General features: G+C 68.3%; 13 protein-coding genes. 7 read left to right on the top strand and 6 right to left on the bottom strand.

The genetic code is table 11. The features are described from left to right. Positions 1-22: 22 nt before the first annotated feature. Genes GA0070618_RS11550 through GA0070618_RS11540 form a run of 3 tightly spaced genes read right to left on the bottom strand, consistent with a single transcriptional unit; the run spans position 23 to position 2,955 of the window. The gene (locus GA0070618_RS11550) at positions 23-850 is read right to left on the bottom strand and encodes an SDR family NAD(P)-dependent oxidoreductase (RefSeq protein WP_088981639.1); all 828 of its coding nucleotides are present in this window, start codon (positions 848-850) and stop codon (positions 23-25) included. After that, positions 847-2,094, bottom strand: coding sequence for a glycosyltransferase family 4 protein (locus GA0070618_RS11545; protein WP_088981638.1), 1,248 nt, complete (start codon positions 2,092-2,094; stop codon positions 847-849). The genes GA0070618_RS11550 and GA0070618_RS11545 overlap by 4 nt, the downstream gene beginning before the upstream one ends. A 36-nt stretch (positions 2,095-2,130) precedes the next feature. Continuing rightward, positions 2,131-2,955, bottom strand: coding sequence for an Rmt family 16S rRNA (guanine(1405)-N(7))-methyltransferase (locus tag GA0070618_RS11540; protein ID WP_088981637.1), 825 nt, complete (start codon positions 2,953-2,955; stop codon positions 2,131-2,133). A gap of 288 nt (positions 2,956-3,243) precedes the next feature. Here GA0070618_RS11540 and GA0070618_RS11535 point away from each other — a divergent pair, with 288 nt between their 5' ends. The 7 genes from GA0070618_RS11535 to queF all read left to right on the top strand — a co-directional run bounded on the left by GA0070618_RS11535 (position 3,244) and on the right by queF (position 11,735). Further along, a complete protein-coding gene (locus tag GA0070618_RS11535; RefSeq protein ID WP_331253138.1) occupies positions 3,244-4,512 on the top strand; it encodes a DegT/DnrJ/EryC1/StrS aminotransferase family protein in 1,269 nt (422 codons plus the stop codon). A gap of 134 nt (positions 4,513-4,646) precedes the next feature. Further along, positions 4,647-5,840, top strand: a complete 1,194-nt coding sequence (locus GA0070618_RS11530) for a 2-deoxy-scyllo-inosose synthase (protein ID WP_088981635.1) — start codon at positions 4,647-4,649, stop codon at positions 5,838-5,840. After that, positions 5,833-6,858, top strand: coding sequence for a Gfo/Idh/MocA family protein (locus GA0070618_RS11525; protein ID WP_143740570.1), 1,026 nt, complete (start codon positions 5,833-5,835; stop codon positions 6,856-6,858). The genes GA0070618_RS11530 and GA0070618_RS11525 overlap by 8 nt, the downstream gene beginning before the upstream one ends. Further along, positions 6,851-8,119, top strand: a complete 1,269-nt coding sequence (locus GA0070618_RS11520; protein WP_088981633.1) for a glycosyltransferase family 4 protein — start codon at positions 6,851-6,853, stop codon at positions 8,117-8,119. The genes GA0070618_RS11525 and GA0070618_RS11520 overlap by 8 nt, the downstream gene beginning before the upstream one ends. A gap of 1 nt (position 8,120) precedes the next feature. After that, complete coding sequence (locus GA0070618_RS11515) at positions 8,121-10,100, top strand: B12-binding domain-containing radical SAM protein (protein ID WP_143740571.1); 1,980 nt, start codon at positions 8,121-8,123, stop codon at positions 10,098-10,100. Further along, a complete protein-coding gene (locus GA0070618_RS11510) occupies positions 10,100-11,356 on the top strand; it encodes a DegT/DnrJ/EryC1/StrS family aminotransferase (protein WP_088981631.1) in 1,257 nt (418 codons plus the stop codon). Before GA0070618_RS11515 ends, GA0070618_RS11510 begins: the two co-directional genes overlap by 1 nt. A gap of 7 nt (positions 11,357-11,363) precedes the next feature. Then, positions 11,364-11,735, top strand: coding sequence for a preQ(1) synthase (gene queF / locus GA0070618_RS11505; RefSeq protein ID WP_088981630.1), 372 nt, complete (start codon positions 11,364-11,366; stop codon positions 11,733-11,735). Between the two features lie 94 nt (positions 11,736-11,829). Here queF and GA0070618_RS11500 read toward each other — a convergent pair whose 3' ends face one another. The 3 genes from GA0070618_RS11500 to GA0070618_RS11490 form a co-directional block, all read right to left on the bottom strand. After that, positions 11,830-13,167, bottom strand: coding sequence for an aminotransferase class III-fold pyridoxal phosphate-dependent enzyme (locus GA0070618_RS11500; protein ID WP_088981629.1), 1,338 nt, complete (start codon positions 13,165-13,167; stop codon positions 11,830-11,832). Positions 13,168-13,234: 67 nt separating this feature from the next. Further along, positions 13,235-14,041, bottom strand: coding sequence for an APH(3') family aminoglycoside O-phosphotransferase (locus tag GA0070618_RS11495; protein WP_231931868.1), 807 nt, complete (start codon positions 14,039-14,041; stop codon positions 13,235-13,237). 37 nt (positions 14,042-14,078) lie between these two features. Further along, complete coding sequence (locus GA0070618_RS11490) at positions 14,079-15,431, bottom strand: aminotransferase class III-fold pyridoxal phosphate-dependent enzyme (protein WP_157748942.1); 1,353 nt, start codon at positions 15,429-15,431, stop codon at positions 14,079-14,081. Positions 15,432-15,773: the final 342 nt, after the last annotated feature.

The raw sequence follows: 15,773 nt of genomic DNA, 5'->3' as shown, positions 1-15,773 counted from the left end.
GGGTCCCGACGGGACCGACCGGTCACTGGGGTTGTCCGTGCGGGGGTACGACGGTCGGGGGTGCGCCGACGGTCACGGGGTCGACCCGCAGCCCGCCGGGGGGTTGCCGGACGCTGAGCACCTGCCCGGTGGTCCCGTGTTCCCGGGCGGACGTGACGGCCCAGGCCACCAGGCGCGCGGCGGCAGCGGTGTCGTCGGGCGCCTCCGGGCCGCCCATGTCGGTGGGGATCCAGCCCGGGTCGACCGCGTTGACGACGACGTCCTGCTCGCGCAGGGCGACCGCGAGGTTGACGGTCATGATGTTCAGCGCGGCCTTGGACATCCGGTAGCCGGTGGCCTCCCCGTCGGCGGTGGCCGGGTCGGCGTCGTCGGCGGTCACGTTGACCACGGCGGCCCCCGCCGCGGCTCGCAGCAGCGGCACCATGGCGCGGGTCACCAGCAGGGGACCGACGGCGTTGACGGCGAGCAGTTCGTGGACCGCCTCGGCGGTCACGCTCTCCAGGTCGGCGTCGCGTTCGTCGAGGAAGACCCCGGCGTTGTTGACCAGGCCGGCGAGGCGCCCGCCGGTGCGGTCGGCGACCAGGTCGACCGCAGCCGCGATGCTCGCCGGTGAGGTCACCTCCAGGGGTACGTGTGCGGCCCGGCCGCCCCGACGGCGCAGCGCCTCGGCGGCCGCCGCGCCCCGCCGCTCGTCGCGGCACCCGAGCAGGACGGACCAGCCGTCGTCGACCAGGAGGGTGGCGGTGGCCAGCCCGAGGCCCCGGTTCCCGCCGGTCACCAGGACGTGCCCCCGCCTCGGGCGGACGTGCGTGTTCGCCGGGGCGGTGTCCATGCTCCGCTGCCCGGTCACTTCCCGCTCGCCGCCCCGGCCCCGGCGAGGGCGGCGCGGTAGCAGTCGATCATCCGGTCCCGGGTCGCGGCGACGTCGAAGGTGCTGGCGGTGCTGGTCTGCGCGGCGTGGATCTGGGCCACCACCGCGTCCCGGTCGGTCAGGACGTGCCGGACGACGTCGGCGAGTCCGCGTACGTCGCCGGGCTCGCTGAGCAGGTCGGGGCAGGCCGAGCCGATGGTGCTGCGCAGTCCCCCGACCGCGTAGGCGGCGACCGGGGTGCCCGTCATGATCGCCTCGATCGCGCTGCCCCCGAGTTCCTCGTGGATCGAGGGCATGACCAGGGTGTCCACCAGCGCGAGGGCGGCCGGCACCTGGTCGTGCGGGAGGAAGCCGGTCACTACGAACTGGTGCGCGCGACCGGCCTCGGCGATCTCCCGTTCCATCCGTTCCCGCTGGGGGCCGTCACCGACGACGAGGAAGGTCGGGGAGAGGTCGTCCAGGAGTTCGGCCAGGCGGAGCAGGTCCGGCCAGCCCTTCTCGTGGGCGACCCGGCCGATGTAGCCGATGAGCGGCCGGCGGCCGGTCAGGCCGTACCGCTGCGCGAACGCCGCCGCCTCGGCGGGCGTGGCCGGGGTGATGTCGACCGCGTCCGGGTTGACCACGATGGCGGAGCGGTCCAGACCGGTCGCGGCGCTCACCACGTCGGCGGTGCGGGCGGTCAGGGTGCTGACCCGGGCGGCGGAGCGCAGCGCCTGTCGTTCCGCCTGGGTGACCAGGCGGTGCGCCATCGCGTCCACCGCCGACATCGGCTGGTAGACGGAGAGCCGGGAGCAGTGCAGGGTGAGCACGTACGGCACGCCCAGGATCCGGGCGGCGATCCGACCCGCGACCAGTGGCCAGATCTGGCCGTCGGCGTGCACGTGGACGAGATCGGGGCGCCAGTCACCGCGACGCAACCGGAGGCACTCCCGGATGGTTCCGATCAACCATGCCTGCCCCAGGCCGACCAATCCAGTGATCTCGGAACGGATCTGGGGCAGGGACACCCGGGCGATACGAACGGTCAGGCCCGGCTCGATCTGCTTCGTCGGCGGCAACCCCGGAAAGCCCAGGGTCAGCACGAGCTGGTCGACGCCCGCCCTGGCCAGGCTGCGGGACAACGCCAGGATCTGCACCTGCATACCGCCCACCGGATCGAACTCGGCCGGCCAGTGGTCGACGTAGTCGTGGTGGAAAAAGGGAGTCAGCCGAAGTACACGCACGACGCCATCCGATTCTTCCGGAAGAGTGCCGAAAAGCTATTTCTGAATGACGTAAATCAGCTCGTTGCCGATCTCCAGTCGCTGAATGCGGCACGACCGTTCTCTGGCCTGGGACTCAAAACTTTGTGAATAGTTCTGAAACATCCCCTTCGATCGCTGACCGAGAGACTTGGTCGGGAAGGTTACCACGATAATCGGCGAGTTGACAATGTCAATCACTTCCCAGCCGGAGCCTCGTCGCTGAGTCTCCAGACAGGGCAGCGTCTTCAGCAATAGCGTGACGTCGGTCGGCTCGTCAAGGCGGTCCTCGAGGAGGTCGACCACACTCGTACGGTGCGCGACGCCCAACCTCGTCAGGGCGGCGTCCACGAAGCCGATCAGCCGGGCGTCGATGTCGGAGGCGACGTAGACGGTCTGGTCCGACAGGCCCATCCAGGGGGCGGCCAGCGGATTGAGGCCACAGGCGAGGTCACGCAGCGTGTTGGGCTGGGGCACGTGACGGAAGATCTCCTGGTAGAACTCCGCCAGGTGTGGCAATCGCTCACGGGTGGACACGTGCACCGACATCGCACGACGCAGGGCCGCCCGGACCGCCTCGTCGTCACCGGCGTCCACAGCGGAGTCGAGCTGCCGCAGCAACGCTGCGTAGTTGGGCGGGCTGGGCGGCAGGAAGGCCCCGTAGATCTCGTGCAGCCCGCGCTTGGTGCGCTTCACCGCGTCCGGCACGTCGCCCCGCGCGGCGACGAGGGCAGCCCGGGCCAGGCGCCGCACGGTGGCCGGGGCCACCGTCTGGTAGCGCCGGCTCTTGGTGATGGCCTGCTCGACCTGGTCGATACGGTCCTCAGGCGCAGATGTCGTCATCGAGTCCTCCGAAAGATCCTGAACCGGCAGCGAAGCGGAAAAATTCCCCCATCAATACTGCGGTCCACATACCAAGAGTCATTGCTCGGTGTACCTAAAGTTATTGCAGGAGTATTACCGGGCGGGCCCGGGAGCGCTCGCAGCCCTTCCCTCGTCACGTCCATAATGGTCGGCCTGTCCTGCAAGCCCGGCTTGGCCGGTTTTTGCACGTCGACACTGGTGATTGTGTCTGGCACACTTGGCCGGGGCCGCGATCTAACGGTTGCCGCAGTCTGGCTTGGGGAGGACGTGAAAGTGACCCTTCTTGCCGTCAATGGTGGTTCCCCTATACGTTCGCAGCAGTGGCCGTTGTGGCCCGCTCCTGCGCCCGGCGCCCTCGACGCCCTGAATGAGGTTCTCCATTCCGGTCGGTGGGCCATCAGCGGGCCATATCAGGGGAAGCAGAGCTTCGAGCGGCGATTCGCAGCGGCGTTCGCCGAGTTCCACGAGATTGGGCACTGTGTGCCGACCTCCAGCGGGACGGCCAGCCTCATGGTCGCGCTCGAGGCATGCGGGGTCGGTGCCGGTGACGAGGTTATCATCCCGGGCCTGACCTGGGTCGCCAACGCATCCACCGTCGCCGGGGTCAACGCGGTGCCCGTCCCGGTCGACGTGGATCCGCAGACCCTCTGTCTCGACCCGGTGGCCGTCGAGCGGGCGATCACCCCGCGAACCGCGGCCATCGTCGTGGTCCACCTCTACTCCGCCGTGGCGGACCTGGACGCGTTGACCGCGATCGCCGAGCGGCACGAGATCCCGCTGATCGAGGACTGCGCGCAGGCACACGGCGCACGCTACCGCGACCGTCGGGTCGGCACGTTCGGCGCCTTCGGCACCTTCAGCATGCAGCACAGCAAGGTCCTGACCAGCGGTGAGGGCGGTGCCGTCATCACCGGGGACGCCGCACTCTCCCGGCGGGCCGAGCACCTGCGGGCGGACGGCCGCACCTACACGCCGGACGAGCCCGCCGTGGGAGAGATGGAACTGGCCCAGACCGCCGAGCTGATGGGCAGCAACCGGTGCCTGTCGGAGTTCCAGGCGGCGCTCCTCCTCGGTCAGCTCGAACTTCTCGACGAGCAGAACGAACGACGGCGGGCCAACGCGGCCCTGCTCGACGAGGGTCTCGGCGCGCTCGGCATCCAGCCCCAGGTCTCCTCGCCCGGCACCACCGAGCGCACCTACTACGAGTGGGCCGGTCGGATCGAAGACGACGGGATCGGGCAGATCGGCGTCGAGCGGATCGCCCCGGCGGTCGCCGCCGAACTCTCCGGCGCGGCCATCTACGCCAGCTACCCGCCGATGAACCACAACCGGCTCTACCAGCCCGCCACCCGGGCGCGGTTCAAGGGCATCGCCGGACTCGACCTGACCGGCTACTCGTTGCCGGTCGCCGAGGACGCCGGCCAGCGGGTCGTCACCATCCACCACTCGGCGCTGCTCGGCGACGAGTCGGACATGAAGGACATCGTTCGCGCCTTCGAGAAGGTGTTCGCGAACCACCGGGAACTACGCGGCTGACCACCGGGCCGGACGGGGAAGCTCCCCATCGACCCCGGCCCCGGCAGCTGCGATCGGGAGCCCCGACCCCGGGGTTTCCGCTGGTTAGGGCCCCATCCAAGGGTTGTAGGGACCCGTGACGAAGGGTTGTGCGTATGGAGGTCGAGATACGCCTGGGCTCGGTTCGGTATCCGTTCCGGCTCGGCACCGACTGCCTCGGTGCCATCGTGGAAGACCTGGTCGCCATGTCGGCCAGTCGGCTCCTGATCGTCTGTGACAGCAACACCGGTCCACTGTTCGGCGCGGAACTGGTCGAACGGCTCTCCCCACGGGTTCCGGCGAACCTGCTCATCCACCGCGCCGGTGAGCCGTACAAGGATCTACAGGCCGTCGGCACGTTGGCCGACTCGGCGCTCCAGCTCGGCGCGGACCGCGCCTCGGTGGTGGTCGCCGTCGGCGGCGGCGTGATCGGCAACATCGCTGGCCTGATGGCCGCCCTGCTCTTCCGCGGGATCCGCCTCGTGCACATCCCGACGTCGCTCATCGCGATGTCCGACTCGGTCCTCTCGCTCAAGCAGGCGGTCAACGCCTGCGTGGGCAAGAACCTGATGGGGACCTTCTACGCGCCGGAGTCCGTCCTGGCCGACACCGCCATGCTGCGGAGCCTGCCGTTCCGGGAGACGGTCTCCGGCCTCTGCGAGGTCGTCAAGAACTCGCTGGCCATCCGGCCCAGCATGGTCGAGATGCTCCGCACGTCGCTGCGGCAGGACGCCGTCTACGACGACGAGACGATGTACGAGATCATCTCCGAGAGCATCCTGGCGAAGGCCTCGGTGACCGTGGACGACATGCACGAGTGCCGCGCCGGTCTCGTGCTGGAGTACGGCCACACGGTCGGACACGCCATCGAGTACACCGCCGCCGGCGGGCTCTCCCACGGCCAGGCGATCGGCCTCGGCATGGTGGTGGCCGCCGAGGTGTCCCACCGGCTGGGTCACCTCGACCAGGAGGCGGTCGCCCTGCACCGGGAGCTGTTGACCCGGGCGGGCGCGATGGTGACCATCCCCGAGGAGGTCGACCTCGACGAGGTGATGCACCGGCTGCGGTTCGACAACAAGCGCGGCTACCTCGCCGACCCGGCCGAGAGCAGCGCGATGGTCCTCCTCGGTGGACTGGGCGAGCCGCTGTGGCACGACGGGCGCCCGCTGGTCTCCGTTCCGATGGCGCTGGTCGGTGAGGTCGTCAACGAGATCGCCCGTCCGGAGATCCCGAACTTCGAGTTGGTGGCTCCGGTCGAGACGGTGGAGGAAGGCCGGGTGCCGGACACGGTGGGTGCTGCCGATGGTTGAGCGCCTGGGCGTCGCCGTAGTCGGCGGCGGGTTCATGGGTGGCGTGCACGCCGAGGTCCTGACCGCCGATCCCCGAGTGGATCTGCGGTGGGTGGTGGACCGCGACGAGCGCGTCGGCACGGACCTGGCCACCCGGTTCGGCGCACGCGTCACCACGACCCTCGACGAGGCGCTGGCTGACGACACGGTCCGGCTCGTGGTGGTGGCCACCCCGGCCGCCACCCACGAGCCGATCGCGGCACAGGTCATCGCCGCCGGCCGGAACGTCCTGGTGGAGAAGCCGCTCGTGCTCTCCACCGGGCACGCCCGGCAACTCGCCGCCGCGGCCCGCGAACGCGGGGTGGTTCTCGCGCACGGTGGCAACTTCGTCTACGCCCCGAAGTTCGTCCGGGCCCACGAGCTCGCGGCCGACCGGGAAGCACTGGGCACCGTCCACTCCGTCCGGGTAGCCTTCCGGACGTCCGGACCGGACACCGACTGGTTCCGGTCGAAGGCGACCGCCGGCGGTGGCGCCCTGACCGACCTCGGCTGGCACGCGGTCGAGCTGTGCCGCTGGATGCTCGGCAAGCCGGCCATCCGCGCGGTCACCGCCTGCACCCGGCAGCTCAGTGCCGCCGGGGACGTCGAGGACCAGGGTGTCGTCCTGATCGAGTTCGCCGACGGCGCGATCGGTCAGTGCGACGTCTCCTGGGCCTGCCCCGGCGGTGAGCAGCTCACCGTCGAGGTGATCGGCACGGAGGGCCTGGTCACCGCCGATCTCTGGCAGGGCATGGGGGTCGAGGCCTACACCAACACCAAGTTCGGCGCGGTGTGGGAGCCCAACCAGGGATGGCTGCGCCCCGAGTGGGAGTGGATCCGCAACAGCGGATACGTGCACCAGGACCGTCAGGTCGTGGACGCGGTGCTCGACGGGCGGCCCACGACGCACACCCCGGACGACGCCGTCGCGGTCGTCGAAACGCTCGAAGCGGCGTACCGCAGCGCGGCAGACGGGCGGAAAGTGGAGATGAATGCCTGACAACAAGGCCCCCCGGGGCGTCCTCTCGCTGACACCGTTCTTCCTCTACGCCGATCACCAGAAGCTGTGGAAGCCACGGTTCGACCCGATGGGCGGCATGCACGTGTTGGGCCACGCGATCGTGACGGAGATGGGCCGGCGGGGCTTCCCGCAACGGGTCCTCACCATGGCCCCGCCCGGCGTCCCGAAGGACCTCCAGATCGCGCCGAACGTCACCGTGCACGCCCGGCGCCTGCCGGTGCTGCCGATCCCGTCCAAGCTGGAGGGCTACTTCGGCCTGGTCGGGGCGTGGGCGAAGGCCAGCCTGCTCTACGTGATGCGCAACAAGGAGCAGCTCAAGCGCGAGATCGGAATCGTGCACGCGCACTGCGACGGTTCCGGATCCGCCCCGGCGTACGCGTACGCCGCGGCGCAGGTGCTCGACGTGCCGATCGTGTCGCACATCTACTCCTGCCGGTCGCTCACCCAGCACCCGACCACGGTGTTCGAGCGGGTGGTCGACCCGGTGGCGAAGTCGGCGGAGAAGTACGTCATCCAGCACTCCGGCGCCGTGCTCACCCTCAGCGACAAGGTGCGCGAGCGGATCCGGGACGAACTGCACGTGCCGGACGACAAGGTGCACCGGCTGGCGCACCTGGTCACCGACAACTTCGTCGGGCACGACACCCCGGAGCGCCGGGAGGAACTGCGGCAGCGGTTCGGGCTGACCGACGACAAGCCGACCGTCCTCTACGTCGGCCGGATCTCGTCCGAGAAGGGCGTGGACTGGTTCGTCAAGGCCGCCGCCGAGGTCGCCAAGCGGCGCGACTGCCGGTTCCTGATCGCCGGGGACGGCCCGCAGCGCGGCGACATCGAGGCGCTGGCCCGCCAGCTCGGCGTCGCCGACAAGCTGGTGATCACCGGCTTCCTGCTCCCCGAGTACATCCCGTCGATCATCTCGCTCTCGACGCTGGCCGTCCTGCCCTCGCAGTACGAGGAACTGGGCGTCGTCGTCCTGGAGTACATGATGATGAAGCGCCCGGTCGTGGCGCACGACGTCAGCGGCGTCCACAAGCTGGTCGACCACATGAAGACCGGCGTCCTGGTGCCGCCCTTCGACCCTCCGAAGCTCGCCGATGCCATCGAGATGGTTCTCGACGATCCGGACCTGGCCCGTCGCCTGGCGGAGAACGCCGAACCGATTCCCCAGCGGGAGTACTCGCTGGCCTCGGCCGGTGAACGCCTCGAGGCGATCTACCTATCCCTCATGGAGGAGTCCTGAGATGACCGTCACTAACAAGATCGTCACCGGTGTCGCATTCCCACCGTCGTTGTTGGCGGAGACCCCGCCGATCTCGGTGGCGACCCTCACGGCCTACCTTCGCGACAAGGGTATGCCGGCTGTCGGCCTGGACCTGAACGCGGACTTCAACGAGTACCTGCTCAACCGGGTCGAGATCGAGCAGGTGCAGGGCCCGGAGAATACCCACGAGTTCACCAAGCCCTTCATCAAGCAGTTCTTCCTGAACCACATCACCGGGAACTACTTCACCGAGACGAACTTCGAGCAGTGGGACCTGCAGCAGCAGTGCCAGGTGGCGCCGGAGAGCCTCTCCATCTGGGACCCGCCCTTCCCGTTCTCGTACTGTGAGTTCCTGTCGATCCTGCGCGACGAGCCGGAGCGCGTCGCGAAGCTGGTCCGGGACCCGGACGCGAACATCTACCACGCCTTCTACCAGGAGAAGGTGGCCGGCAAGGCCTCCGAGCTGGGCCTGATGGGCTTCTCGATCATGGGGTACAACCAGGTCATCCCGGCGCTGACCCTGGGCTACCTGATGAAGAAGGAGAACCCGGACCTCTACATCTGCTGGGGTGGCCCCTGGGTGACCTCCTTCGCGGACATGCTCATCCCGCGTCTGGAGGCCTGCCCCGAACTGGGTGAACTGATCGACGCCCTGGTCGTCCGGGAGGGCGAGGAGCCGCTGCTGAAGATGGCCGAGGCGCTGTCCCGGGGCGAGCGGCCGGTCGGCATCCCCGGCGGCTGCAAGCCGATGTCGGAGCAGAGCGTGCTCGACACCAAGCCGGTCGGCCGCAAGCTGCTGCTGGCGATGTCCCAGCCGCGGGAGAACATGCCGAACACCCACTGGCGGATCGAGGACGGCACCTACGAGCGCAGCGGTGACATCTCCTGGGTCGCCGACATGAACCAGCTCCCGACCCCGGACTACAGCGACTTCGACCTGTCGCTGTACACCACCTTCCGGGAGGGGCAGGGCAGCCTCGTCCTCCAGGGCTCGCGGTCCTGCTACTACATGAAGTGCTCGTTCTGCAACGCGATCACCAACTTCGCGCCGTGGAGCTACCGGGAGCGCAGCACCGAGAACATCCAGAAGGACATCGACACCTTCCTGGAGCTGTACCCCGGGACCGTGCACTTCGACTTCGCCGACGCGGTCTTCCCGGCGAAGCGGCTGGTCGAGCTCGCGGACTTCTTCATCGAGAAGAAGCGCCCGGAGCTGTTCTGGGAGGTCGACGTCCGCTTCGAGGGCAACATCGACAAGGCCGTCCTGACCAAGATGCGCGACTCGCAGGGCACGCTGCGCTTCGGCCTGGAGACGGCGAACGAGCGCCTGCTCGACCTGGTCCGCAAGGGCAACCGGATGGAGGTCGTCCACCGGCTGCTCCAGGACAGCCGGGAGCTGGGCTACAAGCCGTTCCTGATGACCATCGTCGGTCTGCCCACCGAGGAACGGGAGGAGGCCGAGGAGCTCTACCAGTTCCTCAGCGACTACCACGACACGGTGACGTACCAGATCGCCGACTTCATCGTCGAGCGGAACTCGCCGATCCAGCTCCGGCCGGACGACTACGGCATCCACATCGACGACGACGAGCAGGAGAGCTTCCACCACAACCTGCACTTCACCCGCCGCGCCGGCTACAGCGACGAGGAGGCGCAGGAGGTGTACCGGGACATCCTGGTCCGCACCATGCAGCGGTTCAAGGGTGCCCACGAGGTCGACGTGGAGCAGGAGCGCAGCCGGGTCGCCCCGGACGACTCCGTGTACCGGCTGAGCCTGCGGGCCGGCTCCTTCGCACTGGAGAACTACTGGGTGAAGCACAACAACCTGCCGTTCGAGGGCCTGGTGCCGATCGGCTACAAGGTCCAGCAGCAGTGGACCGACATGACCGACAAGGGCACGGTCTTCGAGATCGACCCGGACATCGCCCTCGGGGCCCTCGCCGGGGCAGGTAGCCGCTGATGACGCAGAAACTGGCCATCCTCGGTGGCGACCCCGTCCGGACCCGGCCCTGGCCGGAGTGGCCGCACGTCGGCCCGGAGGACGTGGATCGGCTGCGGACCGTCATCGAGAGCCGCAACCTCGGCGGCATCCCCTTCCCGAACACCATGCACCAGCAGTTCGCCGAGCGGTTCACCGCCAAGCTCGGGGCGAAGTACGGCCTCCTGGCGACCAACGGCACGGTGACCCTCTCGATGGCGCTGCGCGCGCTCGGGATCCATGCCGGTGACGAGGTGATCACCACCGCCTTCACCTGGGTCGGGACGGTCGCCGGCATCGTGCACGTCAACGCCGTGCCGGTGCTGGCGGACATCTCCGACGAGAACTGGTGCATCGACCCGGTGAAGGTCGAGGAGGCGATCACCGACCGGACCAGGGCGATCATGGTGGTGCACCTGGGCAACCAGGTCGCCGACATGGACGCGCTGCTGGACATCTGCCGCCGGCACAACCTGCTGCTCATCGAGGACTGTGCGCACGCCCACTTCGCGGAGTGGCGCGGCCGGTGCGTCGGCACCATCGGCGACGCCGGCAGCTACAGCTTCGAGACCAGCAAGATCATGACCTCGGGCGAGGGTGGCTTCCTGGTCACCGCCACCGAGGAGGCGTTCCACCGGGCGATGTCCCTGGCGCACGTCGGCCGCAAGGAGGCCCCGTACGACAGGTTCCCGGGCCGGGTCTTCGGCTGGAACCACCGGGCCACCGAGATGCAGGCGGCCGTCCTGCTGGGGCAGCTCGACCGGTACGACGCCCTCGACAAGCAGCGGACCGCGATGGCGGAGATGTTGACCCAGGGGCTGGTCGAGATCGGCGGCTTCAAGCCGCTGGCGGAGGACCCCCGGGTCACCCGCCGGCAGCGCTACGAGCTGCTCTTCCGGTTCGACACCGAGGCATGGGACGGGCTCCACCGGGACAAGGTGCTGGAGGCGATCCTCGCCGAAGGCGTCGAGTTCGAGGGGAACACCTTCTACCCGCCGATGCACCGCGACGAGCTGTTCCACATCACCGCCGACGACTGGCCGGCGATCCGGGAGCGCTACGGCGAGAAGATCGAGCCGGACGCGTTCCACCTGCCGGTGGCGGAGCGGGTGGCCTTCGACGAGGCGGTGTGGATCCACCACTCCCTGCTGTCGGTGGAGCCGGAGGACGTACAGGACATGCTGGATGCGGTGGTCAAGGTCCGGGACAATCTGGGGGCGCTGAAGAAGAGCCTATGATCGGATCATGGCTCTGACGAAGCTCGGTCGGGCGGACACCCCGCCCGACCGATCCCTCGAAACATTCCCGATCGGCGACAGCTCGCAGGAGATCACCATCGACTGCCGGGAGTTCACCTGCCGCTGCCCCATCACGGGGCAGCCGGACTGGGCGACCATCCGGATCGAATACCGTCCCGGTGACCGGGGAGTGGAGACCAAGAGTCTCAAGCTCTACCTGGAGACCTTCCGGGACGAGGGGATCTTCCACGAGCACCTGGCGACGAAGATGCGTGACGACTTGGTGGCGGCCCTCGAACCGGTCTTCCTCAAGGTCACGGTCGACTTCAACGTCCGGGGCGGGATCGCGCTGGCGGCGTCGAGCACGTACCAGCGCTGACTCCCAGAACGCGACGAACGGCGGCGGCCGGTGGTTCCTCCGGGAAACCACCGGCCGCCGCCGTTTCGTGCTGTCCGGGTCGGTTTTGCCCGGGTCAGTTCTGTGCCGGGAAGAGGACCGGCTTGATGCTGCGGTCCCGGTTGACCACCTTCTCGATGGTCTCGTCGATCAACGCGTTCGTCCGCTCGTCGTCACGCAGCAGACCACCGAAGGCCTCCTCCGCGAAGTCCAGCTTCCGCTCCTCGGTCAACTCACCACCCGACGTCGGCGCGATGTCCGGCCGATCCGCCACCACCTGACGCGTCGCCTTACGGAACCCCGACAACGCGTGGTCCACCGCCGCCTCGTCGAACGCCGCCGTCACCAACTGCGTACCGGAGTCCTCGAAGTACACCCCGAAGTCGTGCGCCGTCTTGTAGATCTCCCAACCCAGATCGTCATTCGGCAACACCACGTCGAACATCAGGGCCGGGCCACCCACCCAGTTCGGAATCCCCTCACCGGTCAGGATCTCGCGCATCCCATCCGCCAGCCGGCGGCCCATGCGCTCCGCGTGCTCGTACACGCCCGGCGTGTCCAGCACCTCGAACACCGCGAGCGCCGCCGCCATCGGCGGCACCTCCCGCGTGTACGTCCCCTGGATCCCCGACACGTCATACGCATCGATGATGTCCCGACGACCCATCACCGCCGCCAACGAATGACCGTTCGCCAGCCCCTTGCCGAGTACGACGACGTCAGCCGGCACACCCAACCCGTGCACACCCTTCGGCCCCGCCCGGAACCCCGTGTACACCTCATCCAACATGAACGGCACGTCATACCGCGCACACAACGCCGACATCCGGCGGTAGTGATCGAGGTCGAAGTACAGGACCTCGGGCGAGACGATGACGCCGGCGACCTGTTCACCGAACGCCTCCAGCATCTTCGCCAGGGCCTTCTCGTTGTACCCGAAACCCACCACACCGGTGGACTGCTGGTACCCGAACTCCTCCCCGGCCATCTGCCACTCGTGCCAGCCGTGATAGCCGGACGACAGGACCAACTCCCGACCCGTCGCCGCCCGCGCCAACCGGACCGCCATCGCCGTGCCCTCGGTACCAGTTTTGTGGAAGACGACCTTCTCCGCACACTCGTACCGCTCACACATCCGCTCCGCCAACTCCACCCGCGGAACCGACAACGTCGACGCGAACGTCGTACCGTAGTCCCGAATCTGCCGCGTGATCGCCTCATTGACCGCCGGATGACGGTAGCCGAGGATGACGGCGGCATCAGCGCCGGTCAGGTCGACGTAACGGTTGCCCGACAGGTCCGTCATCCAGGCGCCCTCGGCGTGCGCGATCACCGACGGATAGCGCCCCGAGATGTCGTACTCCTCGGCCGCGGTCGTCCGCCGGGCCCGCTCGATCAACTCACGGTAGTTCATGTGCCCACCACGCCATTCACGTCGGGGCGGGCCGGCGTCCGTCGGACGCCGGCCCGCCCGGGTCAGCTCAGAGAAATTCGTCCAGCAGTTGGATGTAGGTCAGCTTGTGCTGGTCGACGCTGATGCCGTACCGCCGGAGGAAGTGCTCGGCGTGCGGCGGACCGTAGCCCCAGACGTCGTCCTGGCCGATGTTGTACAGCGCCAGGGCGAGGTCCATCCACCGGTCCGACACTCCGGCCCGGTCGACGTCGAGGATGCCGGCCAGGGTCAGCGTCTCCGGATCCACCAGGACGTTGTCGAGGCAGAAGTCACCGTGGCAGACGACCAGGTCGTCCTCCTCCGGGGGCGTCATCTTGCTCAGCTCGTCCCAGAGCTGCTGACCCGTCCAGCCCTCGTGCGAGGGGTCCACGTCGTCGAGGTCGAGCGCGCCCAGCGCCATCGAGGAGCTGGCCTGGTGGATCAGGTCGGCCAGCCGACGCTCGAACGGGCACTCCGCCACCGGAAGCGCGTGCAGCGTACGCGCGACGTCGGCGACGACGTCGATCACCCGCCAACGTTCCTCCGGCTTCCAGTGCCGGGCGGCGGGCCGCCCGGGCAGCGCCCTGGTGACCACCCACGCCAGCTCGTCGTTGGCGTCGAGGGCCACCACCTCGGGGACGGGCAGCCCCTGGGCGGCCAGCCAGCGGAGCCGCTCGGCCTCCTTGGTCGGGTTGAACCGGTGGTCGTCGGGGTGCCTGGGCGGCGTGGTCTTCACGTAGAAGGAGGGACCCTCCCCCACGCGGTAGACCGTCGCGCCGGACGAACGCTCGCCCAGGCACTCCCACGGGTCGTCCTTGTCGCCCCAGCCAGCCACCGGTATCGGTGCTGCAACCATCTTCACCGGCCCTGTCGTTCCTACGCCAGGGTCCGGGTCAGTTCTGGGCGGGGATGAGAACCGGCTTGATGCTGCGGTCCCGGTTGACCACCTTCTCGATGGTCTCGTCGATCAACGCGTTCGTCCGCTCGTCGTCACGCAGCAGACCGCCGAAGGCCTCCTCGGCGAAGTCGAGCTTCCGCTCCTCGGTCAACTCGCCACCCGACGTCGGCGCGATGTCCGGCCGATCCGCGACCACCTGACGCGTCGCCTTACGGAACGCCGACAACGCGTGGTCCACCGCCGCCTCGTCGAACGCCGTCGTCACCAACTGCGTACCGGAGTCCTCGAAGTACACCCCGAAGTCGTGCGCCGTCTTGTAGATCTCCCAACCCAGATCGTCATTCGGCAGCACCGTGTCGAACATCAGGGCCGGGCCACCCACCCAGTTCGGAATACCCTCACCGGTCAGGATCTCCCGCATCCCATCCGCCAACCGACGGCCCATCGCCTCCGCGTGCTCGTACACGCCCGGCGTGTCCAAGACATCCAACACCGCCATCGCCGCCGCCATCGGCGGCACCTCCCGCGTGTACGTCCCCTGGATCCCCGACACGTCATACGCATCGATGATGTCCCGACGACCCATCACCGCCGCCAACGAATGACCGTTCGCCAGCCCCTTGCTGACCACCACCACGTCAGCCGGCACACCCAAGCCGTGCACACCCTTCGGCCCCGCCCGGAACCCCGTGTACACCTCATCCATCATGAACGGCACGTCATACCGCGCGCACAACGCATACATGCGCTGGTAGAACTCGACGTCGAAGTACAGCAGCTCCGGCGAGATCAGCACTCCGGCCACCTCGTTGCCGAAGGCCTCCAGCATCTTCGCCAGGGCCTTCTCGTTGTACCCGAAACCGACCACACCGGTGGTCTGCTGGTACCCGAACGTCTCGCCCGCGAGTTGCCACTCGTGCCAGCCGTGGTAGCCACACGACAGGATCAACTCACGACCGGTCGCCGCCCGCGCCAGACGGGCCGCCATCGCCGTACCCTCGGAGCCGGTCTTGTGGAAGACGACCTTCTCTGCACACTCGTACCGCTCACACAACCGCTCCGCCAACTCCACCCGCGGAACCGACAACGTCGACGCGAACGCCGTACCGTAATCCTGAATCTGCCGCGTGATCGCCTCGGTCACCGCCTGATTCCGGTGACCGAGGATGATCGTCCCGCTGGAGGCGGTGAGGTCGACGTAACGGTTGCCCTCGACGTCGGTCAGCCACGCACCCTCGCCCGACTGGATCATCGCCGAGAAGCGGGTCCCGATGTCGTAGTTCTCCGCTGCGGTCACCCGACGGGCCCGCTCGACCAGCCCCCGGTTCGTCAAGTTGGCAGAATCCATGTCCTGGCTACCTTCTCTCGCCGATTTGACCCTTGCCCAGGAGTGCCACCGGGATCGGCGCCGGGCTGTCCGGCCGGCGCGCCAGCTGGGCTCGCTCGACCTGTGGTCGGCGACTGCCATCAGCTATCCCCAAGGGACACCGTGGCCGCCAGCATATAGCACTGTAACTATGCGCGGAATGGCCGAAACAGCTACTGACGTTTAGTGATTTTACTTTCCGTAACGCCATGGGAGCAGGACGGAGTATCCGCCGGTCAATCCGTTACCGACCAGTCGGCACGGAGGCGCCACGAGGTGCGTCGACCGCATCGTCGACGCACCTGCGGATCACTTACCGTGGTT

Origin of the sequence: Micromonospora echinospora, from assembly GCF_900091495.1 — a bacterium.
Taxonomy (GTDB): Bacteria; Actinomycetota; Actinomycetes; order Mycobacteriales; family Micromonosporaceae; genus Micromonospora; species Micromonospora echinospora.
Note: the sequence above shows the minus strand (reverse complement) of the source record. Positions and strands in the feature narration are given on the sequence as shown.